The organism is Streptomyces sp. TLI_185 (assembly GCF_003814765.1).
Classification (GTDB): Bacteria; Actinomycetota; Actinomycetes; order Streptomycetales; family Streptomycetaceae; genus Streptomyces.
Genome location: NZ_RKRB01000001.1, coordinates 9,413,299 through 9,431,481, shown reverse-complemented (window position 1 = coordinate 9,431,481; position 18,183 = coordinate 9,413,299). Strand labels below are relative to the sequence as shown.

Genomic DNA, 18,183 nt, shown 5'->3' with positions numbered 1-18,183 from the left:
AGAACGACATGACCACGCATCACCCCATAGCGATCATCGGCGCCGGTCTCGGCGGTCTCGTTCTCGCCCGCGTTCTGCATGTGCGCGGGATCGGTGCCGTCGTCTACGAGCTGGACGCCTCCCCCGCCGACCGCACCCAGGGCGGCATGCTCGACATCCACGAGGAATCCGGCCAGCAGGCGCTGCGCGCGGCCGGCCTGTACGAGGAGTTCCGGGCGCTCGTCCATCCGGGCGGCGAGGCCATGCGCATCCTCGACAAGGACGCCACGGTCCGCCTGGAGGAGGAAGACGACGGCACCGGCGGCCGCCCCGAGATCGACCGCGGCGACCTGCGCGGCCTGCTCCTCGGTGCACTGCCCGAAGGCACCGTCCGCTGGGGCGCCAAGGTGACCGGCGCGCGGCCGCTGGGCGGCGGCCGGCACGAGGTGACGCTCGCCGACGGCAGTGCCTTCACCACGGATCTGCTGGTGGGCGCCGACGGCGCCTGGTCGCGCATCCGGCCGCTGCTCTCCGACGCCGAGCCCGCCTACACCGGCGTCTCGTTCGTCGAGGCGGATCTGCGGGACGCGGATCTGCGACACCCGGTGAGCGCAGAGGTCGTCGGCGGCGGCATGCTGTTCGCGCTCGGGGCCGGGCGGGGCTTTCTCGCCCACCGCGAGACCGACGGCAGCCTGCACGTCTACGTGGCGCTGGAGGCACCCGAGGAGTGGCTCGACGGCATCGACTGCACCGACACCGAGGCGGCCAAGGCGGCCGTACTGAAGCACTTCGCGGACTGGGACAAAAGTCTGCGGGCGCTCATCGCGGACGCCGACGGCTCCCTGATCCCGCGGCGCATCCACGCCCTGCCGGTCGGGCACCGCTGGGAGCGCGTCCCCGGCGTGACGCTTCTCGGCGACGCCGCGCACCTGATGTCCCCGTTCGCGGGCGAGGGTGCCAATCTCGCCATGCTCGACGGCGCCGAGCTGGGCCTGGCGCTCGCCGCGCACCCGCGCGCCACCGAGGCCGCGCTGGCCGCCTACGAGGAGACGCTGTTCCCGCGCAGCGAGCACTCCGCCGCCGAATCGGCCCGCAACGGAGTCCTGCTGTTCCGCGCCGACGCGCCGCAGGGGCTCGTCGACGCGTTCACGGCCTGGCGCTGAGCAGGGCTCAGCCGGGCGGCTCGGTGCCCGTCATCCGGGCGACCAGGTCGACCCAGCCCTTCTCCAGGCGCTCCAGGGGCATCCCGCACTGCTCGGTGAGGTGGTGGATCAGGGCGGGGTCGAGATACGCCATCAGCGTCCGGGCCAGCAGATCGCAGTCGGCGTCCGGCACGATCTGCCGCAGCAGGATCGTGACGTGCAGGGTGAGTGCCCGAACCGACGGGTGGGTGAACCGGCGGGTCGGCTCCGGCTGGGCCGCCAGCTGCAGGTCCAGCTGCTCGGCCGAGCGGTAGAGCAGCGCCACCCCGAAGGCCCGCAGCCGCTCCAGGGGCGGCGCTCCGGGGCCCAGCGGCGGCGGTCCACCGAGGAAGTCGGACTGCAGCTTCCTCGACGAATGGTCGAGCAACGCCATCAGCAGCCCGGTGCGGTCGCCGAAGCGCCGGAAGACGGTCCCCTTGCCCACCTGGGCGGCCGCGGCCACCGCCTCCATCGTGACCCCGGCCGCGCCGTGCTCGGCGATCAGCCGGGACGCGGCCTCCAGCAGCCGAGCTCGGTTGCGGGCGGCGTCGGCGCGCAGGCACGGCTCGTCCTCGGCGGAGCCGAGTTGCAGCAACTCGGGCTCGCCGGTGGGCTCTTGAGGCCTCGGGAAGGGCGGCAGCGTGGCGGACATGAAGACAGCGTAAAGCATCGGGAACAAAACTGGACCGCGGTCCGGTTAGGGTGCTACAACAATAAACGGACCTCGGTCCGGATCGTAACGGCAATGTTTCAGCACCCCCTGGAGTACTCCATGTCTGTTCGCATCCTTGCTCTCGTCGGCAGCCTTCGCGCCGGTTCGCACAACCGCCAGCTCGCCGAGGCGGCCGTCAAGCTCGCCCCCGAGGGCGCGGATGTCGTGCTGTTCGAGGGCCTGGCCGAGATCCCCTTCTACAACGAGGACATCGACGTCGAGGGCAGCGTCCCGGCCGCCGCCGCCAAGCTGCGCGAGGCCGCTCAGGCTGCCGACGCGTTCCTGTTCTTCTCCCCCGAGTACAACGGCACCATCCCGGCCGTCCTGAAGAACGCCATCGACTGGCTGTCCCGCCCCTACGGCGCCGGCGCCTTCGGCGGCAAGCCGGTCGCCGTGGTCGGTACCGCCTTCGGCCAGTTCGGCGGCGTGTGGGCGCAGGACGAGACCCGCAAGGCCGTGGGCATCGCGGGCGGCAAGGTGCTGGAGGACGTCAAGCTGTCCATCCCCGGCTCCGTGGTCCGCTTCGCCGAGACCCACCCGGCCGACGACGCCGAGGTCGCTGCGCAGCTGACCGAGGTCATCGCCCGCGTTCACGGCCACGCGGACGAGGCCGCTGCCGCCTGACGGCGACAGCACAGCCGACAGCAGAACCCTGAGGGGCCGGAGCGGATCAGCTCCGGCCCCTCGGCGTGCCGGCACGTGTGTCATGTCCGTGCAATCGGGTCCGTGCGCCAGGCCACGGCCGTCGGCGCCAGTTCGCCGAGTTCCTGGAGTGCGGCCGCGACCGCGGGCCGCTCCCGCGCGCCGCGGCGGGTGCAGGTGAGCAGCTTGCGGTGCGGGTTGCCCGTGCACGGCACCCGAGTGATGGGCAGGTGCGGGGTGAGCTGGGCCAGCCGCGGGATGAGCGCGACGCCGAGCCGATGGGCGACGAGATGGGCGGTGACGTTCCAGTCCACGGCCTGGTGGACCACCGCGGGGCTGAACCCGGCCTCCCCGCAGGCGGACATGACATGCGTACGACAGGGACTCTCCGGCATGGGCGCGATCCAGTCCTCGTGCGCCGCGTCCGACAGGTCGACGCGCTCCCTGTCGGCCAGCGAGTGACCGGCGGGGACGACGAGGTCGAACGGGTCGTCCAGGAGCGGCCGTTGATCGAAGCGGGCGTCGCTCAGCGGCGGGTTGTACGGGGTCGCCTCGACGATCGCCAGGTCGATCTCGCCCTCGAAGAGCAGGTCGAAGCTCTCCGGCACACCCGCCTCCTGGATGCGTACGGCCAGCCGCGGATGCCGCTCCTGGAGCCGGACCGCCATCGGTGCCAGCAGCACCGAGATCGCCACCGGATACCCGCTCACCCGCAACGGCCCCGCCGGTGCGCCCTGTTCGGCGCGCAGGTCGAGCTCGGCCTGTTCCCAGCGGGCCTGGATCGCGTCCGCGTGGGCGAGCAGGCTCTCGGCGGCGGGGGTGAGCCGCACCCCGCGGCCCTGCGGTTCCAGGAGGTCGACGCCGAGGTCGCGGGCGAGCTGGCGGATCTGCTGGGAGGCAGCGGACGTGGTGAAGTGCAGGGCGCGGGCGGCCGCGGTGACGGTGCCGTAATGGGCCACCGCCCGCAGGACGTGCAGTCGGCGCAGATCAATCATGAAGCCCAGGCTTCAAGGTCGGATCCACAAAGTCAACCTGGACGTGTACGGACGCTGCGCTGCACCCTGGCTGTGTCGCGACGGTCCACCAGTCAGGACGTACGAGGAGTTGCCATGATCAGCACGACCGACGCCGGCTGCCCGCACTGCGGTTGGCCGGACGGCGCCGAGCCCTTCCAGGTGGTGTCGACGCACAGCACCGCGGCGGGCCGCACGGTGTGGACGCGTTGCGGCTGCGGCTCGCTGCAGGTCCGGGTGGTCGACGGCTGCGGGATGCGCGTCGTCTCGCGCAGCGGCCCCGCGGAGCCTCAGTCCAACCCGGCCAGCCGCTGAACGGCCGGGGCCGCGAAGCTCTCGATCCACGCCGCGGGCTCCCCGAGGCGCGGCACGAGGATCACGGTGTCGAGGCCGAGCTTGGTGTAGCCGGAGATGTCCCGCGTGAAGGCGTCGAGGTCTCCGGCTGTGGCCGGCTCACCCATGTAGGCGACCGTCTTGCGGATGCGGTCGTAGTCGCGTCCCTCGGCTTCGCAGTGTCCGCGCAGCACGTCTAGCTTGTGGCGGACCTCCTCCGGCGAGGTCGCGAACAGGTTGCAGGCGTCGCCGTACCGGGCGACCAGGCGCAGGGTCTTCTTCTCGCCCCCGCCGCCGATCATGATCTCGGGGTGGGGGCTGCTGACCGGCGCCGGGACGCACAGGGTCTCGGCCAGCCGGTAGTGCTTGCCCTCGAAGGAGCCGTTCGCCTCCGGGTCCCACATCTGCAGACAGATCCGCAGGGTCTCCTCCAGCCGTTCGAAGCGCTCGGCGACCGGCGGGAACGATACGCCGAGGCCCTCGTGCTCGCGGTCGTACCAGGCCGCGCCGATGCCGAGGGTGGCGCGGCCGCCGGACAGGACGTCCAGCGTGGTGGCTATCTTGGCGAGCAGGCCGGGGTGTCGGTAGGTCACACCGGTCACCAGCGCACCCAGTTGCACCGTGGAGGTGTGGCCGGCGAGATAGCCGAGGGTCGTGTAGGCCTCCAGCATGGGGTCCTCGGCACCGCCGTTGAACTCCATCTGGAAGTAGTGGTCCATGACCGACAGCCGGCTGATCCCGGCCGCCTCGGCGGCGGCGCCCGTCGCGGCGAGTTCCGCGCCGAGAGCGGCGCCTTGGCCACTGTGGTTGAACCGGTTGATGTGTACGCCCACCCGCATGACCGTCTCCGTCCGCCCGGGCCCTTGCCGTCCCTGGCGACGCTAGAACTTCGAGCGCTCTCGAAGTCAACCAGGCCCGGCGCCGCCTCAGGGGGCGGGGCGTACCGCGGCGGCCTTCACCCGGCCTTCTCAGAGGGCGCGGCCCGCATCGGCCGCATCGCCACGCTCCTGCGCCGCCTGCCTCTCCTGCTTCTTCGAAGCGCGCAGGCTGGTGATCGTCGTGACCGCCAGGACGAGCACGATGAAGCCGAGCGAGAAGGGGATGCTGATCTCCGGGACGTGGACGCCGGACTCGTGCAGCGCATGCAGCACCAGCTTGACGCCGATGAAGCCGAGGATGATCGACAGGCCGTAGCTGAGGTGGACCAGCTTCTTCAGCAGGCCGCCGATCAGGAAGTACAGCTGCCTCAGGCCCATCAGTGCGAAGGCGTTGGCGGTGAAGACGATGTAGGGGTCCTGGGTCAGGCCGTAGATGGCGGGGATGGAGTCCAGGGCGAACAGGACGTCGGTGGAGCCGATCGCCAGCATCACGACCAGCATCGGCGTCATGACACGCTTGCCGTTCTGCTCGATCCACAGTTTGGTGCCGTGGTAGCGGTCGGCGACGCCGAAACGCTTCTCCGCCATCTTGAGCAGCTTGTTCTCCTGGTACTCCTCCTCGTGCTCCTCCTTGCGGGCGTCCTGGATCAGCTTCCAGGCGGTCCAGATCAGGAAGGCGCCGAAGAGGTAGAACACCCAGGAGAAGGCGGAGATGATCGCCGCTCCGGCGGCGATGAAGCCCGCGCGCAGCACCAGGGCCACCAGGACGCCGACCATCAGCACCCGCTGCTGGTATTGCGAGGGCACCGCGAACTTCCCCATGATCAGGACGAAGACGAAGAGGTTGTCCACGCTCAGCGACTTCTCGGTGATGTATCCGGCGAAGAACTCGCCGGTGGGCCCGCCGCCGCCGTAGAAATACACCCCGAGCCCGAAGAGACAGGCCAGCACCACCCAGACGATCGTCCAGGTCCCAGCTTCCTTGAGGGACACGTCATGAGGCTTGCGTCCGATGAAGAAGTCGACGGCGACGAGCGCGCACAGGGCGGCGACGGTCAGCAGCCAGACGGTGAGCGATACGTTCACGGATGGTGCTCCTGGTGCAGGTGGGGGAGGTGACAGCGTTGTCGGCGATCGAGGGCTTTTCCACCCCTCACGGGTGAACAAACGGTCATGAGCAGGTATCGGGCGGCCACCCACCCGCCGTTCGGCGGGCAGGTTCCGCCGGACGGCGGCGGTCCGCACGGCGGTCGGTGTGTGAATCATGTCGGCCAGAGCCGCCGCGCTGTGCGTGAGGAGAGAGTCATGACCCTGGTCCCGCCCCCGTTCGATCCCGAACTTGCCGCAGCACTCGAACTGATCAAGGACGTGGTGCAACCCGGTCTCACCCTCGACGAGATCGACCTGGTGCGCCAGGGGCCGGGCATCGAGATGCTCGCCCAGCTCGACCTGACCGCGGGCGGGTTCTTCGAGGTCGAGGACCGCATCGTGCCCGGCCCCGAGAACGCGCCCGACATCTCCCTGCTGATCTGCCGCCCCGCCACCCAGGCGGCCGCCGGTCCGCGGCCCGTCGTCTACCACGTCCACGGCGGCGGACTGATCCTCGGCAACAACCGGGTCGGTGTGGACGTACCCCTGGCGTGGGCGCAGCAGCTGGACGCGGTCGTGGTGTCGGTGGAGTACCGGCTGGCACCGGAGCATCCGTATCCGGCGCAGATCGAGGACGTGTACGCCGGTCTGCTGTGGACGGCGGCGCACGCCGAAGAGCTCGGCGCCGATCCGGAGCGGATCGTGATCGCGGGTGCCAGTGCGGGCGGCGGGCTGAGTGCGGCGCTGGCTCTGCTGACCCGGGACCGCAAGGGCCCGCGGCCGTTCGGGCAGGTGCTGATGTGCCCGATGCTGGACGACCGCAACGACACCCCGTCCACGTACCAGATGGCGGGCCTCGGCGTCTGGGACCGCACGGCCAACGACACCGGCTGGACGGCGCTGCTGGGCGAGGAGCGCGGCGGCCCGGACGTGCCGCCGTATGCCGCGCCCGCTCGCGCCGAGGACCTGACCGGTCTGCCTCCGGCCTTCCTGGACGTCGGTTCCGCGGAGACCTTCCGCGACGAGACCGTGGCCTACGCCTCCCGGATCTGGCAGGCCGGCGGGGTGGCCGAACTGCACGTGTGGCCGGGCGGCTTCCACGGCTTCGACGGCTTCGCCCCGCAGGCGACGCTGTCCCAGGCGGCCCGGGCGGCACATCTGGACTGGCTGCGCCGGCTGCTGGCGCAGTAACGGGGTGCGGGCGGTGGTCAGGAGGGTTCCTCGACCGCCGCTCCGGCGCGAGGTTTCCGAGCGGTCGCAGGCCCAGCGGGTTACCGCCGCGCAGAACGTACTTGCCGTCGCGGCGGCTGGTGAAGAGGCCGGCCTCGCGCAGCACACCGAGTTGCCGGCTCGCGCAGGGCACGGACACGACGACCGGGCCGGACGGAGCGGCGGCGGAGGCGAAACCTCGCGCGGCGATCTCGTAGAGCAGCAGGTCTCGGTCGACCCGGACAGTCGACCCCCATGGCGGGCCTGCCAGCCGGTCATCGGGCGGAACGTGTCCGGCAACGCCCTGGCCCCCTCGCCGCAGGCGCCTCGCGCGGCACACCGAGTTGCCGGCTCGCGCAGGGCACGGACACGACGACCGGGCCGGACGGAGCGGCGGCGTAGGCGAAACCTCGCGCGGCGATCTCGTAGAGCAGCAGGTCTCGGTCGACCCGGACAGTCGACCCCCATGGCGGGCCTGCCAGCCGGTCATCGGGGGGAGCGTGTCCGGCAACGCCCTGCCTCCCTAGGCCGCAGGCGCTCCCGGGCGCCAGGCGGCGTCGGCCGCCACGGCGGTCTCGATGCGCTGCCACGGCGGTGCCATGAACACCTCTTGGCAGGTGCGCAGAGCGCTGCCCTGCCGCTCCAGCGCGCGGCGAGTGCGTCTCCTGCGGCAGGCGCCCCGGCGTGGATCGTCAGCGGAGCCCGGCCGCCCGCTCGAATGGAGCGGCCGGACCTTCGCGGGCACTCCTCACCGAGTGCGCCATGGCGCATGATGGCCCGTATGAAAGAGCTGGCCGGGCGCCTGACCGCGCTGGATCCCGACGCCGGTGCCGCCGTGCGGGTCATCGCCTACTTCGACCGACTGGCCGAGACCAGGGCCGGTCTGGAGGCGCTGGTGCGCGGGGCGGCCGTGCTGGCCGGATGTCCGGCGCGGCTCGTCTGCGCCGGGCGGCGCGTGCGGGTGCGGGTCGAGCCCGACGGCACCCGCAAGGACACCGAATCGCCGCCGGAGCCGGACTGGCCGTGCGCGGCACTGGAGCCCGGCGGCGCCCCGGCCCTGTGGCTGGAGCGGGCGGGTACCGGACCGAGCGTCGTCGACGCGGTGATCCTGGAGCGTGCCGCCGGTGCGATACGGCTGGTGCTGGACCGCACCCGGGGCCGCGCCCCGGTCTCCCCCGCCGACGACCCGGCACTGATCGAGACCCTCCTCGATGCCACGGTGCCCGAGCCGGCTCGGCTGCACGCGGCCCGCCGTCTCGGCATCGACCCCGCCGACCCGGCCGTACGGATCCGCGCCCTTGCCCCCGGCGACGGCCCGCCCCGCATCCTGACGGCCCGTGCGGGCGTCCGCCCGAGCGACGCCGAGCTGCCCGCCGGTCGCCTCGGCGTGGGTCCCGCCGTCCCCGTGCTCGACCTGCCGGGCTCCTGGGCGGCGGCCCGCACCGCCCTGCGGTTCACGGCCGACGGCACGGCACGGGATCCCGGCCCGCGTGTGGTGTACGCCGACGAGCTGGGCGGCATCGCGCTGCTCGCGGATCTCGTCGTGCCGGGCGCCGAGCAACCGCCCGACGTGCGGGCGCTGGAAGCGGCGGCGGGCGCTCTGCCCGGGCTGCTGGCCACGCTGCAAGCCGTGGCCGCCACGGCGAGCCAGCGGGCGGCGGCCGCCGAGATCAACGTGCACCACTCCACGCTCCAGGACCGCCTGACCCAGGCCGAGCACCTGCTCGGCTGGCCGCTGCGCACGCCGCAGGGCCGGCTCAGGCTGCAACTGGCGCTGACAATGCGGCACTTGGCGCGGCCGTAGGTCCTCGACGCACGGGGTTCAGCGGAACTCGTGGACCACCTGGATCTCGCCGGCGATGTGGGCGTTGAACTCGTCGAGCTCCTCGGCCGGAACCCACAGCTCGAGGATGGTCTCGCCGCCGGCCTGCTGCACGGGGTACCGGCTCAGGAACTCCGTGTCGACCTCGAAGCGGGTGACGAAGCCGGCGCCGTCGTGCTTGACGTTCCAGTCCCGCGCGATCTTGATGGCGTAGTCCTCGTTGAGCACCGGATAGAAGATCGGCTGCTCGGGAAGGCGGGGCGGCCACGCGCGCCACTCCAGCTCACGGACCAGGTCCAGCTCCTTGGGGCCGGTGGGGCGCCACAGGGTTGTCGTCGGTCGCGGGCTGGTCATGGTGTTCGCTTTCCGGAGGGATCGGCCGCCGGTGCGTGCCGGTCGGGAGCCCGGACGATACCGGCGGGGCCGGTGTGGCGGCCAAGGGGTTTCGGGCGACGATCGCGTGGCTTCGTTCCGGGCGGCTACCGGAGGGCGAACGACGCCCGGTGCAGCCAGTCGGTGCCGTCGTAGGCCACGAGGTCGACCGTGGGCACGCGAGCCGTGAAGGGCAGGGCGGGGCGCAGGCCGGCCTCGATCTCGTCCAGCACGGCGTCGTCCTGGCCCTGGGCGACCGTCAGATGCGGATGGGGCTCGTACTTCCCGCCGTACGGCGGGGCTTCCGGCCAGCGCTCGACGACGGCCTCGGTGAGCCGGCGGAACGGAGCTTCGGGGGTGGGCGCGAGGTAGAGCACCCCGGGAAACCGTCCGGATTCTTCGAACCGCACCTCGAAGGAGCGGTGGCGTCCGAAGATCTCGTCCAGGGCGGCGCAGGTCGCTGCGTCGACGAGGGAGGCGGGCAGGAAGGGGAAGACCACGGTTACGTGGGCCGGGACACCGGCTGGGGCGGCTGGGTCGAAGCGGTCCCGCCAGGGCCGGACCACCGCTTCCGCCTCGGGTACGGGTACGACGAGCGCCGTCTGCCCCGCTACGAAACGACCGGATTCCTCGTCTGCCATGGCAAGGGTGTATCAGGCGGACGCCCGCGACCGCGACCCGACACCCTTGCATACGCGCCATATCAGCTCTCGCCGACAATTTCACAGATGCCCTATCCTAGGCCGCAGGCACTTCGGGACGGAGGACCCAGACCCATGACTGCGACGGATCCGGCGCTCACCGCGCTCGCCTCGGGCTGGTCCGCCCTGTCGCTGCTGCACGGCAGGATCGAGGCCCACATCGAGCGCGCCCTGCAGGCCGGGCACGATCTGAGCGTGCGCGAGTACTCCCTGCTGGACGTGCTCAGCCGGCAGCACGACGGGGAGGGTGGGCACCTGCAGATGAAGCAGGTCGCCGACGCGGTCGTCCTCAGCCAGAGCGCCACGACCCGGCTGGTCACGCGCCTGGAGGACCGCGGGCTTCTGACCCGGTACCTGTGCCCCACGGACCGGCGCGGCATCTACACCAACGTCACCGAGGCCGGCCTCGGACTCCTGGAGCGGGCCCGCCCGACCAACGAGGCAGCCCTGCGCGAGGCCCTGGACGAGGCCGCCCGGAGCCCGGAGCTCGCCCCGCTGGTCGAAGCGGTCGAGACGCTCCGCGTTCCTGCCTGACCCGAGACCCCCGCCGCCGGAAGTCGTCGCCGCGGGGGTTTTCACTTGAACAGATACTTGCAGACACCTGCTACCCGCTCCGATCATTCAATGCGCTTGCAGTTATCGCGCGTCTGCAACTATTGTCGACGCCTGTAAGCGTTACACGCAATCGCCTGGAAGGTACTTCCCATGCCTCTCGCCCTCCTGGCCCTGGCCATCGGGGCCTTCGGGATCGGCACCACGGAATTCGTGATCATGGGCGTACTGCCCGAGGTCGCGGGTGACTTCGGCGTCTCCATCCCCACCGCCGGCTGGCTCGTCTCCGGCTACGCCCTGGGGGTCGTCCTCGGCGCGCCCCTGCTGACGGTCCTGGGCACCAAGGTCTCCCGCAAGAAGATGCTCATGTTCCTCATGGGCCTGTTCGTGGTGGGCAACACCCTGTCCGCGTTCGCCCCCGCCTTCGGCGTCATGCTCGCCGGCCGGGTGATCGCCTCCCTCGCCCACGGCGCGTTCTTCGGCATCGGCTCCGTGGTCGCGGCCGGTCTGGTCGCGCCGGAGAAGAAGGCCTCCGCGATCTCCCTGATGTTCACGGGCCTGACCGTCGCCAACGTGGTGGGTGTCCCGCTGGGCACGTACATCGGCCAGGCGGCCGGGTGGCGGGTCACCTTCACCGCCGTCGCCGCGCTCGGCATCGCGGGGCTCGTCGGGGTGGCGAAGCTGGTGCCCGAGCTGGGCCGCCCGGAGTCCGGCACCATCCGTACCGAGTTCGCCGCCTTCCGCAACGTGCAGGTGTGGATCGCGATGGCGATGACGGTCCTCGGCTTCGGCGGGGTGTTCGCCGCGATCACCTACATCACGCCGATGATGACCGAGGTCACCGGCTACTCGGCCGGTGCGGTGACCTGGCTGCTGGTGCTGTTCGGGGCCGGGATGTTCCTGGGCAACCTGGTCGGCGGCCGGTTCGCCGACCGTGCCCTCATGCCCATGCTGTTCACCGCGCTCGGATCCCTGTCCCTGGCGCTGCTGCTGTTCACGGCGACCGCCCACAACAAGGTCCTCGCCGCGCTCACCCTGACGCTGATCGGTGCACTGGGCTTCGCCACCGTGCCCCCGCTGCAGAAGTGGGTGCTCGACCAGGCCTCGGCCGCCCCGACGCTGGCCTCCGCCGCCAACATCGGTGCCTTCAACCTCGGCAACGCGCTGTCCGCCTGGCTCGGCGGTCTCGTCATCTCGGCCGGGCTCGGCTACACGGCCCCGAGTTGGGTCGGCGCCCTGCTCGCCGGCAGCGCGCTGCTCCTGTCCTTCCTGGCGGCCTTCCTCGACCGTCGCACCCGCCCGGCCGGCCGTGTCGTGACCGCGTCCGCGCCGGCCGAGCACGTCCCGGCCGCCGCGCGGAACTGATCCACCAACTCGCAAGGAACGCACCGCACATGATCCCCACCGTCACCCTCAACACCGGCGTCGAGATCCCCCAGCTCGGCTTCGGCGTCTTCCAGGTCCGCGACGCCGAGACCACCGCTGCGGTGAGCGCCGCGCTGGAGGCCGGATACCGCAGCATCGACACGGCCGCCGTCTACGGCAACGAGACCGGCGTCGGCGCCGCCCTCGCCTCTTCCGGCATCGACCGCCGGGAGCTGTGCGTCACCACCAAGCTGTGGAACGCCGACCAGGGGTACGACGCCACACTCCGCGCGTTCGAAGCGAGCCTGGCCAAGCTGGGTCTGGAGTACGTCGACCTGTACCTCATCCACTGGCCCACTCCGGCCCGCAACCTGTACCGGGAGTCCTGGCAGGCCATCGAGAAGCTGGCGGCCGACGGGCGGATCCGCGCGGCCGGTGTCTCCAACTTCCAGCCCGCCCAGCTGCGCCGGCTGCTGGAGGGCAGCGCGCTGGTGCCGGCCGTCAACCAGATCGAACTGCACCCCGGCCTCCAGCAGCGCGAACTGCGCGCCCTGCACGCCGAGTTGGGCATCGCCACGGAGGCCTGGAGTCCGCTGGCGCAGGGCGCGGTGCTGGACGAGTCGGCGCTGACGGAGATCGCCGAGCGACACGGCAAGTCACCGGCGCAGGTGGTGCTGCGCTGGCACCTTCAGCTCGGGAACATCATGATCCCCAAGTCCGTCACCCCCGCCCGCATCCGCGAGAACATCGACGTCTTCGACTTCGCCCTCGGCGAAGAGGAGATGACCGCGATCGCCGCCCTGGACCGGGGGCTGCGCACCGGCCCCGACCCGGACACCCTCAACTGAACGCCGCACGCTGCCGGTTCATGAGGCGCGGGCGGCGCTGCGGCCGCCGCTTCGTGGCGGTCACTGGGCCCATTTCGGGGTCCAGGTGTCCGCGCCCCGCCGGGCAGTACCGAGGTGGGCACGGAGCGACGCCAGAGCCGGATGCGGGTTGTCGCCGCGCCAGATCAGCGAATGCGGATAGACGGGCGTGGGGTCGCGCACGGGAATGCGGCGCAGGTCGTGGTCGGCCGGCCAGACCATGCGGGTCTGTACGCCGACGAAGGTCGCGAGCAGCGAGGAGTCGGCGATGGTGTCGAGTAGGGGTTCGGTGCCGAAGTCGGGGCCGGTGACCTCGATCGTGAAGCCGAAGGCCGCGGCCAGGTCGTCGTAGAAGGCGGCCCACTCGGTGCCGGCGACGTTGCCGGGCATCCAGATCCGGTGCCCGGCCAGCTGGGCCGGGGTGACCGCGCGGGCCGAGGCGAGCGCGTGCCGGGGGCCGGTGAGGAGTTCGAGGGGCTCGTCGTGGACTCGGGCAGCCTCGATGCCCTCGGGCAGCTGCCGCGCGGGGAGGGTGAGGGCGCGGAAGGACGCGTCGATGGTGCCGGAGCGCACCGCGGAGATCGCCGCGTCGGCGTCGAAGAGCGTCACGACGTCCAGGGCCGAGTCGGGATGCGCGCGGTGGAAGTCCCGTATCAGGTCCGCCGGGGCGAGCCGACGGCCGATCACGTCGACGCGCAGCGCACGGCGGCCGGGCCGTACGGAGGCTGCGGCGCGCTCCTCGGCCTGCAGGAGTTCGCGGGCGTGGGGCAGGAAGACCTGGCCGTCGACGGTGAGCTGGGCGCCACGCGCAGTTCGGGTGAACAGCCGCGCGCCGAGGTCCTTCTCCAGCGCGGCGACCCGCTTGGAGACGGCCTGCTGGGTGACGTCCAGGCCCAGGGCGGCTTCCCGGAACTGCCCGGCATCCGCGACGGCCACGAAAGTGCGCACTGCGTCGATGTCCACGGGCCCCTTTCTACAACGTCCGATTGGCGGTCGCCCTACAACTTCTGCTTGTCGGAAGACCAGCGCGTCGGTTGTTTGCCCCCGCCCCGTGCGACCGGCTTTGATGTCGCCGGTCGGGATTCGGGCGGGCGGGGAGGCCGGCATGCGGGGCGGGCAGGCGCTGGGGCGGCAGTTCGGATGGCTGTGGGGGGCGTACGCCGTCAGCGCGGTCGGAACATGGCTCGCCTTCGACTCGTTCTCGCTGATCGCGGTGATAGTGCTGCATGCCGGGGCGACCGAGGTGGCGGTGCTGTCGGCGGCCGGGGCTCGCGGTGGGGGCGGCGGTAGCGGCGCCGCTCGGGCCATGGATGGAGTTCCGTCGCAAGCGGCCCGTGATGATGTCCATGGATCTGGTCCGCTGTGGGGTGTTGCTGACCATTCCGGTCGCGTTTGCGCTCGGTGCGCTCACCTTCGTACAACTTCTGGTTGTGTCGATCGTCGTCGGCGCGGCCGACATCAGTTTCACCGCGGCAAGCGGGGCCTTCGTCAAGTCTTTGCTGCCGCCGGAGGACCTGCTCGCCGCGAACGCACGGTTCGAGGCGACCCAGTGGACCGCGACCATCCTGGGTCCGCCTCTGGGCGGGGCCGCAATGGGCGTGTTCGGGGCCGGTGATGACCGTAGTCGCCAATGCGGTGAGCTTCCTGCTGTCGGCCGTCGGGATCCGCGTGATCGGCGGGACCGAGACGCATCCCGTACGGACGGGGCCGGCGCCCCCGGGCAGCCTGCTCGAAGGATGGCGGTACATCCTGGCCCATCCGACGCTGCGACCGATGTTCTTCAACACGGTGCTGTACAACGCCCTGATCATGGTGTCGGTTCCGCTGCTCGCCGTGCTGATGGTCGGCGATCTCGGCTTCGCGGCCTGGCAGTACGGCCTGGCCTTCTCCGTGCCCGGCATCGGCGGCCTGATCGGCTCGCGGCTGGCACGCCGGCTCGTGCCGCGGTTCGGAGAGCGCCGGGTGCTGCTCGTCTCGGGGACGCTGCGCGCGTGTTGGCCGATCGGCCTCGCCTTCGTGGGGCCCGGCACGGCGGGGCTGGTGCTCGTCATGGCCGTGGAACTGGGGGTGATCGTGTCCTGTGCCGTCTTCAACCCGGTGTACTCCACCATTCGGCTGCGGCAGACCGACGCGGGCCGCGTGGCGCGCACGCTCTCCGCGTGGTCGGTGACCAACAAGGCGACGACCGCCGCGATGACCGCCTTGTGGGGCCTGCTGGCCGGCCTGACCGGCCCCCGCACGGCGATCGCCCTCGCCGGTGTCCTAGTCCTGGTCACCCCGCTGCTGCTGCCCCGCCGAATCGCAGGCCCCGCAGAGATGCCGCAGCCCAGCGTCGACGAAGCAGCCTGAGCCGCCACAAGGACCTGGGTTCAAGGACCCCGATCCGTGGGATTCCGTGAGGAGTTGCCGCTCAACGCCACGGGCAAGTGATGAAGGACCAACTGCGACGAGGACGGACGGGGCCGCGATCCGGCTCCCGCCGGCGAACGGAGATCCCTTGTGACGACGAACCACGCGGCCGGACTGACGGCGGACCTGTCACCCGACCAGATCGGGCGCCTCGACGACGAGATCATCGCGCTCCTCGCACGCCGCCGCGCGCTGGCCCGGGAGCTCCCGGCACCGGCCCGCGCCCGCGTCGCAGATCCGGCCTTCGCCGAGACGGTACGAGGCACAACAGGCCGCTACCGGAGGGAACTCGGCGGCGCGGGCGAACTCGTCGCCCGCGCGGTCATGGTGCTGTGCGATCCCAGCCGGGAAACGACTGACGGCCGGGAGAACGGCCGGGAGAACTGAAGAAAGCTTCCCTCAGTCGAAGCCCACGTCCGCGTCGGCGTGGGCTTCGTCGCGATGGCTCGCGGCCCGGGCACATTGCTGTGCACAAAGTCTCCTCTTGTTGTGTACAAAGTCTCGTCATTGTCCGGGTGTCTGCTCCGACACATCAAGAGAGTGCACTAAGGCACAGGTCATGGCGCTGAAGGTGGCGTTGACAGGGCCGCGGATTTGGCCGTACAAATCGGAGCAGAGGCAGGCACCGAACCCCGGGGGGACCGTTGACAGTCGCCCGCGCCCTCGCCCGGTGGGCCCACGCGTACCGCGCGACGCCGGACGACCTGGCGCTCGCCGAGCGAGCCCTCGCCGACACCGTGGCCGTCGCGCTGGCCGCCCGTGCCCATCCCCTGCGCAGCCTCACCGCTCCGCTGCCGGACGCAGCGCGCTGGGCGGCCATGGCGCACGTGCTCGACTTCGACGATCTGCACACCGACACGACCACTCACATCTCCGTGGTCACGGTCCCGGCGGTGCTCGCGGCCGGCGGCGACGCCCGGGCGTATCTCGCCGGTGCGGGAGTCATGGCACGGCTCGGGGCGATGCTCGGCTGGGGCCACTACGCGGCCGGCTGGCACGCGACCTGTACGGCGGGTGCCCCGGCAGCCGCGGTCGCGGCCGGGCTTGCCCTCGGCCTGGACGTGACGGGGCTGGCCACCGCGATGGCGCTCGCCGTGCCCGCCGCCGGTGGCGGGCAGGAGGCCTTCGGGACGCACGGCAAGTCGCTTCAGGCCGGGTTCGCGGCCGACGCGGGCGTACGCGCCGCACGGCTGGCGCGGGCGGGTGCCACCGCCGATCCGCGGGTCCTGGAGGCCTGGCTGGAGCGGGTCGGCGGCAAGCCCACCGCGGACTGCCCCGCGGCCCCGGCCGTCCCCGGAGGCCTGGCCGTCAAGCTCTTCCCCTGCTGCTATGCCATGCAGCGGCCCATCGCCGCCCTGCGCGAGGTGCGCGACCGGGTCGGCGGTGAGGTCACCGCCGTCACCGTGAGCACACCGGCGGGAACCGTCCACCCGCTCATCCACGACCGCCCGGCGACCGGCCTGGAAGGCAAGTTCTCGCTGCCGTACGCGGTGGCCGCGGCGCTGCTGGACGACTACCCCGGCTTCGACAGCTTCACGGACGACGCGGTGCGGCGTCCGTCGGCGCAAAGGCTCGTCGATCGCGTCCACGCCGACCTGCTGCCGGGCGAGACCAGTTCCCTCCTCGACGGCCGGGTCTCGCTGCGCATCGACCTCGCCGACGGCAGCGAGGTGCACACCGAGCTGGCGCTGCCGCCCGGAGCGCCCGGGCGTCCGCCGTCCGAAACCGACCTGCGGGCCAAGGCCGCCGCCTGCGGTACGGACGTACCGGCGCTGCTGGACGGACTGACATGGACGGACGCGGCCGAGGTGCTCCGGAAGCACTTCCCGTACATCCCTTACGAGGACCAGGAGGCATGACGGTGCACCAGCTTCCCCTGGCCGGCATCACGGTGGTCAGCCTGGAGCAGGCCGTGGCCGCTCCCTACGCCACCCGGCAGCTCGCCGATCTCGGCGCCCGGGTCATCAAGGTGGAGCGGCCGGGCGAAGGGGACTTCGCGCGCCGTTACGACACGACGGTGCACGGCCACTCCAGTTATTTCGTCTGGCTCAACCGCTCCAAGGAGTCCCTCACTCTGGACCTGAAGGATCCACGGGGCATGGAGATCCTGCACCAACTCCTCGACGACGCCGACGTGTTCGTACAGAATCTCGCGCCCGGCGCCACCGACCGCCTGGGCCTCGGCGTCGATGCGCTCGCCGACCGCTACCCGCGGCTGATCCCGTGCACGATCTCCGGCTACGGCACGAGCGGGCCGTGGGCCGACCGCAAGTCGTACGACCTGCTGGTGCAGTGCCAGACGGGCCTGGTCTCGCTCACCGGAACCGCGGACGAGACGGCGCGCGTCGGGATCTCCGTCGCCGACATCGCCGCCGGGATGTACGCCTACACGGGCGTCCTCACCGCCCTGTACACACGGGCCACCACCGGCCGGACGCACCCGGTGGAGGTGTCCCTGTTCGAGGCGCTGGCGGAGTGGATGGGCCAGCCCGCGAACTACACGCGGTACGGCGGCAGTCAGCCCGCCCGGCTCGGCACCCAGCACGCCACCATCGCACCGTACGGCGCCTTCACGACGGCCGACGGCAAGCAGGTGCTGTTCTCCATCCAGAACGAGCGCGAGTGGGCCGCCCTGTGCTCGGACTTCCTCGGAGAGCCGGCGTTGACGAACGATCCGCGCTTCGTGACGGGCTCCGACCGCGTCGCGCACCGCGACGAGCTCAACGCGATCGTCGCCGAGCGCTGCGCCCGCTCCGACGCCGAGGAGATCCTGAAGAACCTGGAGGAGATCGGCATCGCCGGCGCCGGGGTCAACGACGTCGCCGCGTTCCTGGACCATCCGGTGCTGGCCGCGCGCGAGCGCTGGCGCGAGGTGGCCGTGCCCGGCGCGACGGTGCAGGCGCTGCTCCCACCGGCCGACCTCGCGGGCATCCCCGCACGCATGGATCCCGTGCCGGCGGTGGGCGAGCACACGGACGCGATCCTCACCGGCCTCGGCCTCGCCCCCGACGACATCCGGGCGCTGCGCGCCGACGCCGTCATCTGACCCCCGACGATGTG

18 protein-coding genes and 1 pseudogene are annotated in these 18,183 nt (G+C 71.7%); 12 read left to right on the top strand and 7 right to left on the bottom strand.

Translation table 11 applies throughout. The annotated features are described in order from the left end of the window. Positions 1–8 precede the first annotated feature (8 nt). The gene (locus EDD92_RS43350) at positions 9–1,142 is read left to right on the top strand and encodes an NAD(P)/FAD-dependent oxidoreductase (protein ID WP_123969339.1); all 1,134 of its coding nucleotides are present in this window, start codon (positions 9–11) and stop codon (positions 1,140–1,142) included. 7 nt (positions 1,143–1,149) lie between these two features. Here the strand turns inward: EDD92_RS43350 and EDD92_RS43345 are convergent, their stop codons facing one another. Further along, positions 1,150–1,830: a TetR/AcrR family transcriptional regulator gene (locus tag EDD92_RS43345; RefSeq protein WP_185124318.1), complete on the bottom strand. Its 681-nt coding sequence runs from the start codon at positions 1,828–1,830 to the stop codon at positions 1,150–1,152. A 102-nt stretch (positions 1,831–1,932) separates the two neighbouring features. Between EDD92_RS43345 and EDD92_RS43340 the strand changes: the two genes are divergently transcribed. After that, positions 1,933–2,496, top strand: coding sequence for an NAD(P)H-dependent oxidoreductase (locus EDD92_RS43340; RefSeq protein ID WP_123969338.1), 564 nt, complete (start codon positions 1,933–1,935; stop codon positions 2,494–2,496). A gap of 80 nt (positions 2,497–2,576) precedes the next feature. Here EDD92_RS43340 and EDD92_RS43335 read toward each other — a convergent pair whose 3' ends face one another. Further along, the gene (locus tag EDD92_RS43335) at positions 2,577–3,509 is read right to left on the bottom strand and encodes a LysR family transcriptional regulator (RefSeq protein WP_123969337.1); all 933 of its coding nucleotides are present in this window, start codon (positions 3,507–3,509) and stop codon (positions 2,577–2,579) included. A 114-nt stretch (positions 3,510–3,623) separates the two neighbouring features. Between EDD92_RS43335 and EDD92_RS43330 the strand changes: the two genes are divergently transcribed. Beyond that, a complete protein-coding gene (locus EDD92_RS43330) occupies positions 3,624–3,842 on the top strand; it encodes a hypothetical protein (RefSeq protein ID WP_123969336.1) in 219 nt (72 codons plus the stop codon). Here the strand turns inward: EDD92_RS43330 and EDD92_RS43325 are convergent. Together EDD92_RS43325 and EDD92_RS43320 are read right to left on the bottom strand one after the other, a co-directional pair. Further along, on the bottom strand, positions 3,818–4,699 hold the full coding sequence (locus EDD92_RS43325) for an LLM class F420-dependent oxidoreductase (protein ID WP_123969335.1): 882 nt from the start codon (positions 4,697–4,699) through the stop codon (positions 3,818–3,820). The genes EDD92_RS43330 and EDD92_RS43325 overlap by 25 nt on opposite strands. A gap of 129 nt (positions 4,700–4,828) precedes the next feature. After that, a complete protein-coding gene (locus EDD92_RS43320) occupies positions 4,829–5,824 on the bottom strand; it encodes a TerC family protein (RefSeq protein ID WP_123969334.1) in 996 nt (331 codons plus the stop codon). A gap of 219 nt (positions 5,825–6,043) precedes the next feature. On the opposite strand from EDD92_RS43320, the gene EDD92_RS43315 reads away from it, so the two are divergent. Together EDD92_RS43315 and EDD92_RS43310 are read left to right on the top strand one after the other, a co-directional pair. Beyond that, entirely contained in the window at positions 6,044–7,018 is a 975-nt protein-coding gene (locus EDD92_RS43315; RefSeq protein ID WP_123969333.1) for an alpha/beta hydrolase, read from the top strand. Between the two features lie 799 nt (positions 7,019–7,817). Then, positions 7,818–8,840, top strand: a complete 1,023-nt coding sequence (locus EDD92_RS43310; RefSeq protein ID WP_123969332.1) for a helix-turn-helix domain-containing protein — start codon at positions 7,818–7,820, stop codon at positions 8,838–8,840. 18 nt (positions 8,841–8,858) lie between these two features. On the opposite strand, the gene EDD92_RS43305 is transcribed toward EDD92_RS43310, so the two are convergent. Together EDD92_RS43305 and EDD92_RS43300 are read right to left on the bottom strand one after the other, a co-directional pair. Continuing rightward, the gene (locus EDD92_RS43305; protein WP_123969331.1) at positions 8,859–9,212 is read right to left on the bottom strand and encodes a hypothetical protein; all 354 of its coding nucleotides are present in this window, start codon (positions 9,210–9,212) and stop codon (positions 8,859–8,861) included. Positions 9,213–9,337: 125 nt separating this feature from the next. After that, the gene (locus EDD92_RS43300) at positions 9,338–9,871 is read right to left on the bottom strand and encodes a 2'-5' RNA ligase family protein (protein WP_030937339.1); all 534 of its coding nucleotides are present in this window, start codon (positions 9,869–9,871) and stop codon (positions 9,338–9,340) included. 135 nt (positions 9,872–10,006) lie between these two features. On the opposite strand from EDD92_RS43300, the gene EDD92_RS43295 reads away from it, so the two are divergent. From EDD92_RS43295 to EDD92_RS43285, 3 genes are all read left to right on the top strand, one after another. Next, on the top strand, positions 10,007–10,465 hold the full coding sequence (locus tag EDD92_RS43295) for a MarR family winged helix-turn-helix transcriptional regulator (protein WP_123969330.1): 459 nt from the start codon (positions 10,007–10,009) through the stop codon (positions 10,463–10,465). A gap of 171 nt (positions 10,466–10,636) precedes the next feature. Then, on the top strand, positions 10,637–11,848 hold the full coding sequence (locus EDD92_RS43290; protein ID WP_123969329.1) for an MFS transporter: 1,212 nt from the start codon (positions 10,637–10,639) through the stop codon (positions 11,846–11,848). Positions 11,849–11,877: 29 nt separating this feature from the next. Next, the gene (locus tag EDD92_RS43285; RefSeq protein ID WP_123969328.1) at positions 11,878–12,696 is read left to right on the top strand and encodes an aldo/keto reductase; all 819 of its coding nucleotides are present in this window, start codon (positions 11,878–11,880) and stop codon (positions 12,694–12,696) included. Between the two features lie 60 nt (positions 12,697–12,756). Here EDD92_RS43285 and EDD92_RS43280 read toward each other — a convergent pair whose 3' ends face one another. Continuing rightward, the gene (locus EDD92_RS43280; RefSeq protein WP_123969327.1) at positions 12,757–13,677 is read right to left on the bottom strand and encodes a LysR family transcriptional regulator; all 921 of its coding nucleotides are present in this window, start codon (positions 13,675–13,677) and stop codon (positions 12,757–12,759) included. 142 nt (positions 13,678–13,819) lie between these two features. Here EDD92_RS43280 and EDD92_RS43275 point away from each other — a divergent pair. The 4 genes and pseudogenes from EDD92_RS43275 to EDD92_RS43260 all read left to right on the top strand — a co-directional run bounded on the left by EDD92_RS43275 (position 13,820) and on the right by EDD92_RS43260 (position 18,169). After that, positions 13,820–15,063: pseudogene (locus EDD92_RS43275) on the top strand (MFS transporter). Positions 15,064–15,213: 150 nt separating this feature from the next. Next, entirely contained in the window at positions 15,214–15,510 is a 297-nt protein-coding gene (locus EDD92_RS43270) for a hypothetical protein (RefSeq protein WP_123969326.1), read from the top strand. 257 nt (positions 15,511–15,767) lie between these two features. After that, positions 15,768–16,982, top strand: a complete 1,215-nt coding sequence (locus EDD92_RS43265; protein ID WP_123969325.1) for an MmgE/PrpD family protein — start codon at positions 15,768–15,770, stop codon at positions 16,980–16,982. Continuing rightward, positions 16,979–18,169, top strand: a complete 1,191-nt coding sequence (locus EDD92_RS43260; protein WP_123969324.1) for a CaiB/BaiF CoA-transferase family protein — start codon at positions 16,979–16,981, stop codon at positions 18,167–18,169. Before EDD92_RS43265 ends, EDD92_RS43260 begins: the two co-directional genes overlap by 4 nt. Positions 18,170–18,183: the final 14 nt, after the last annotated feature.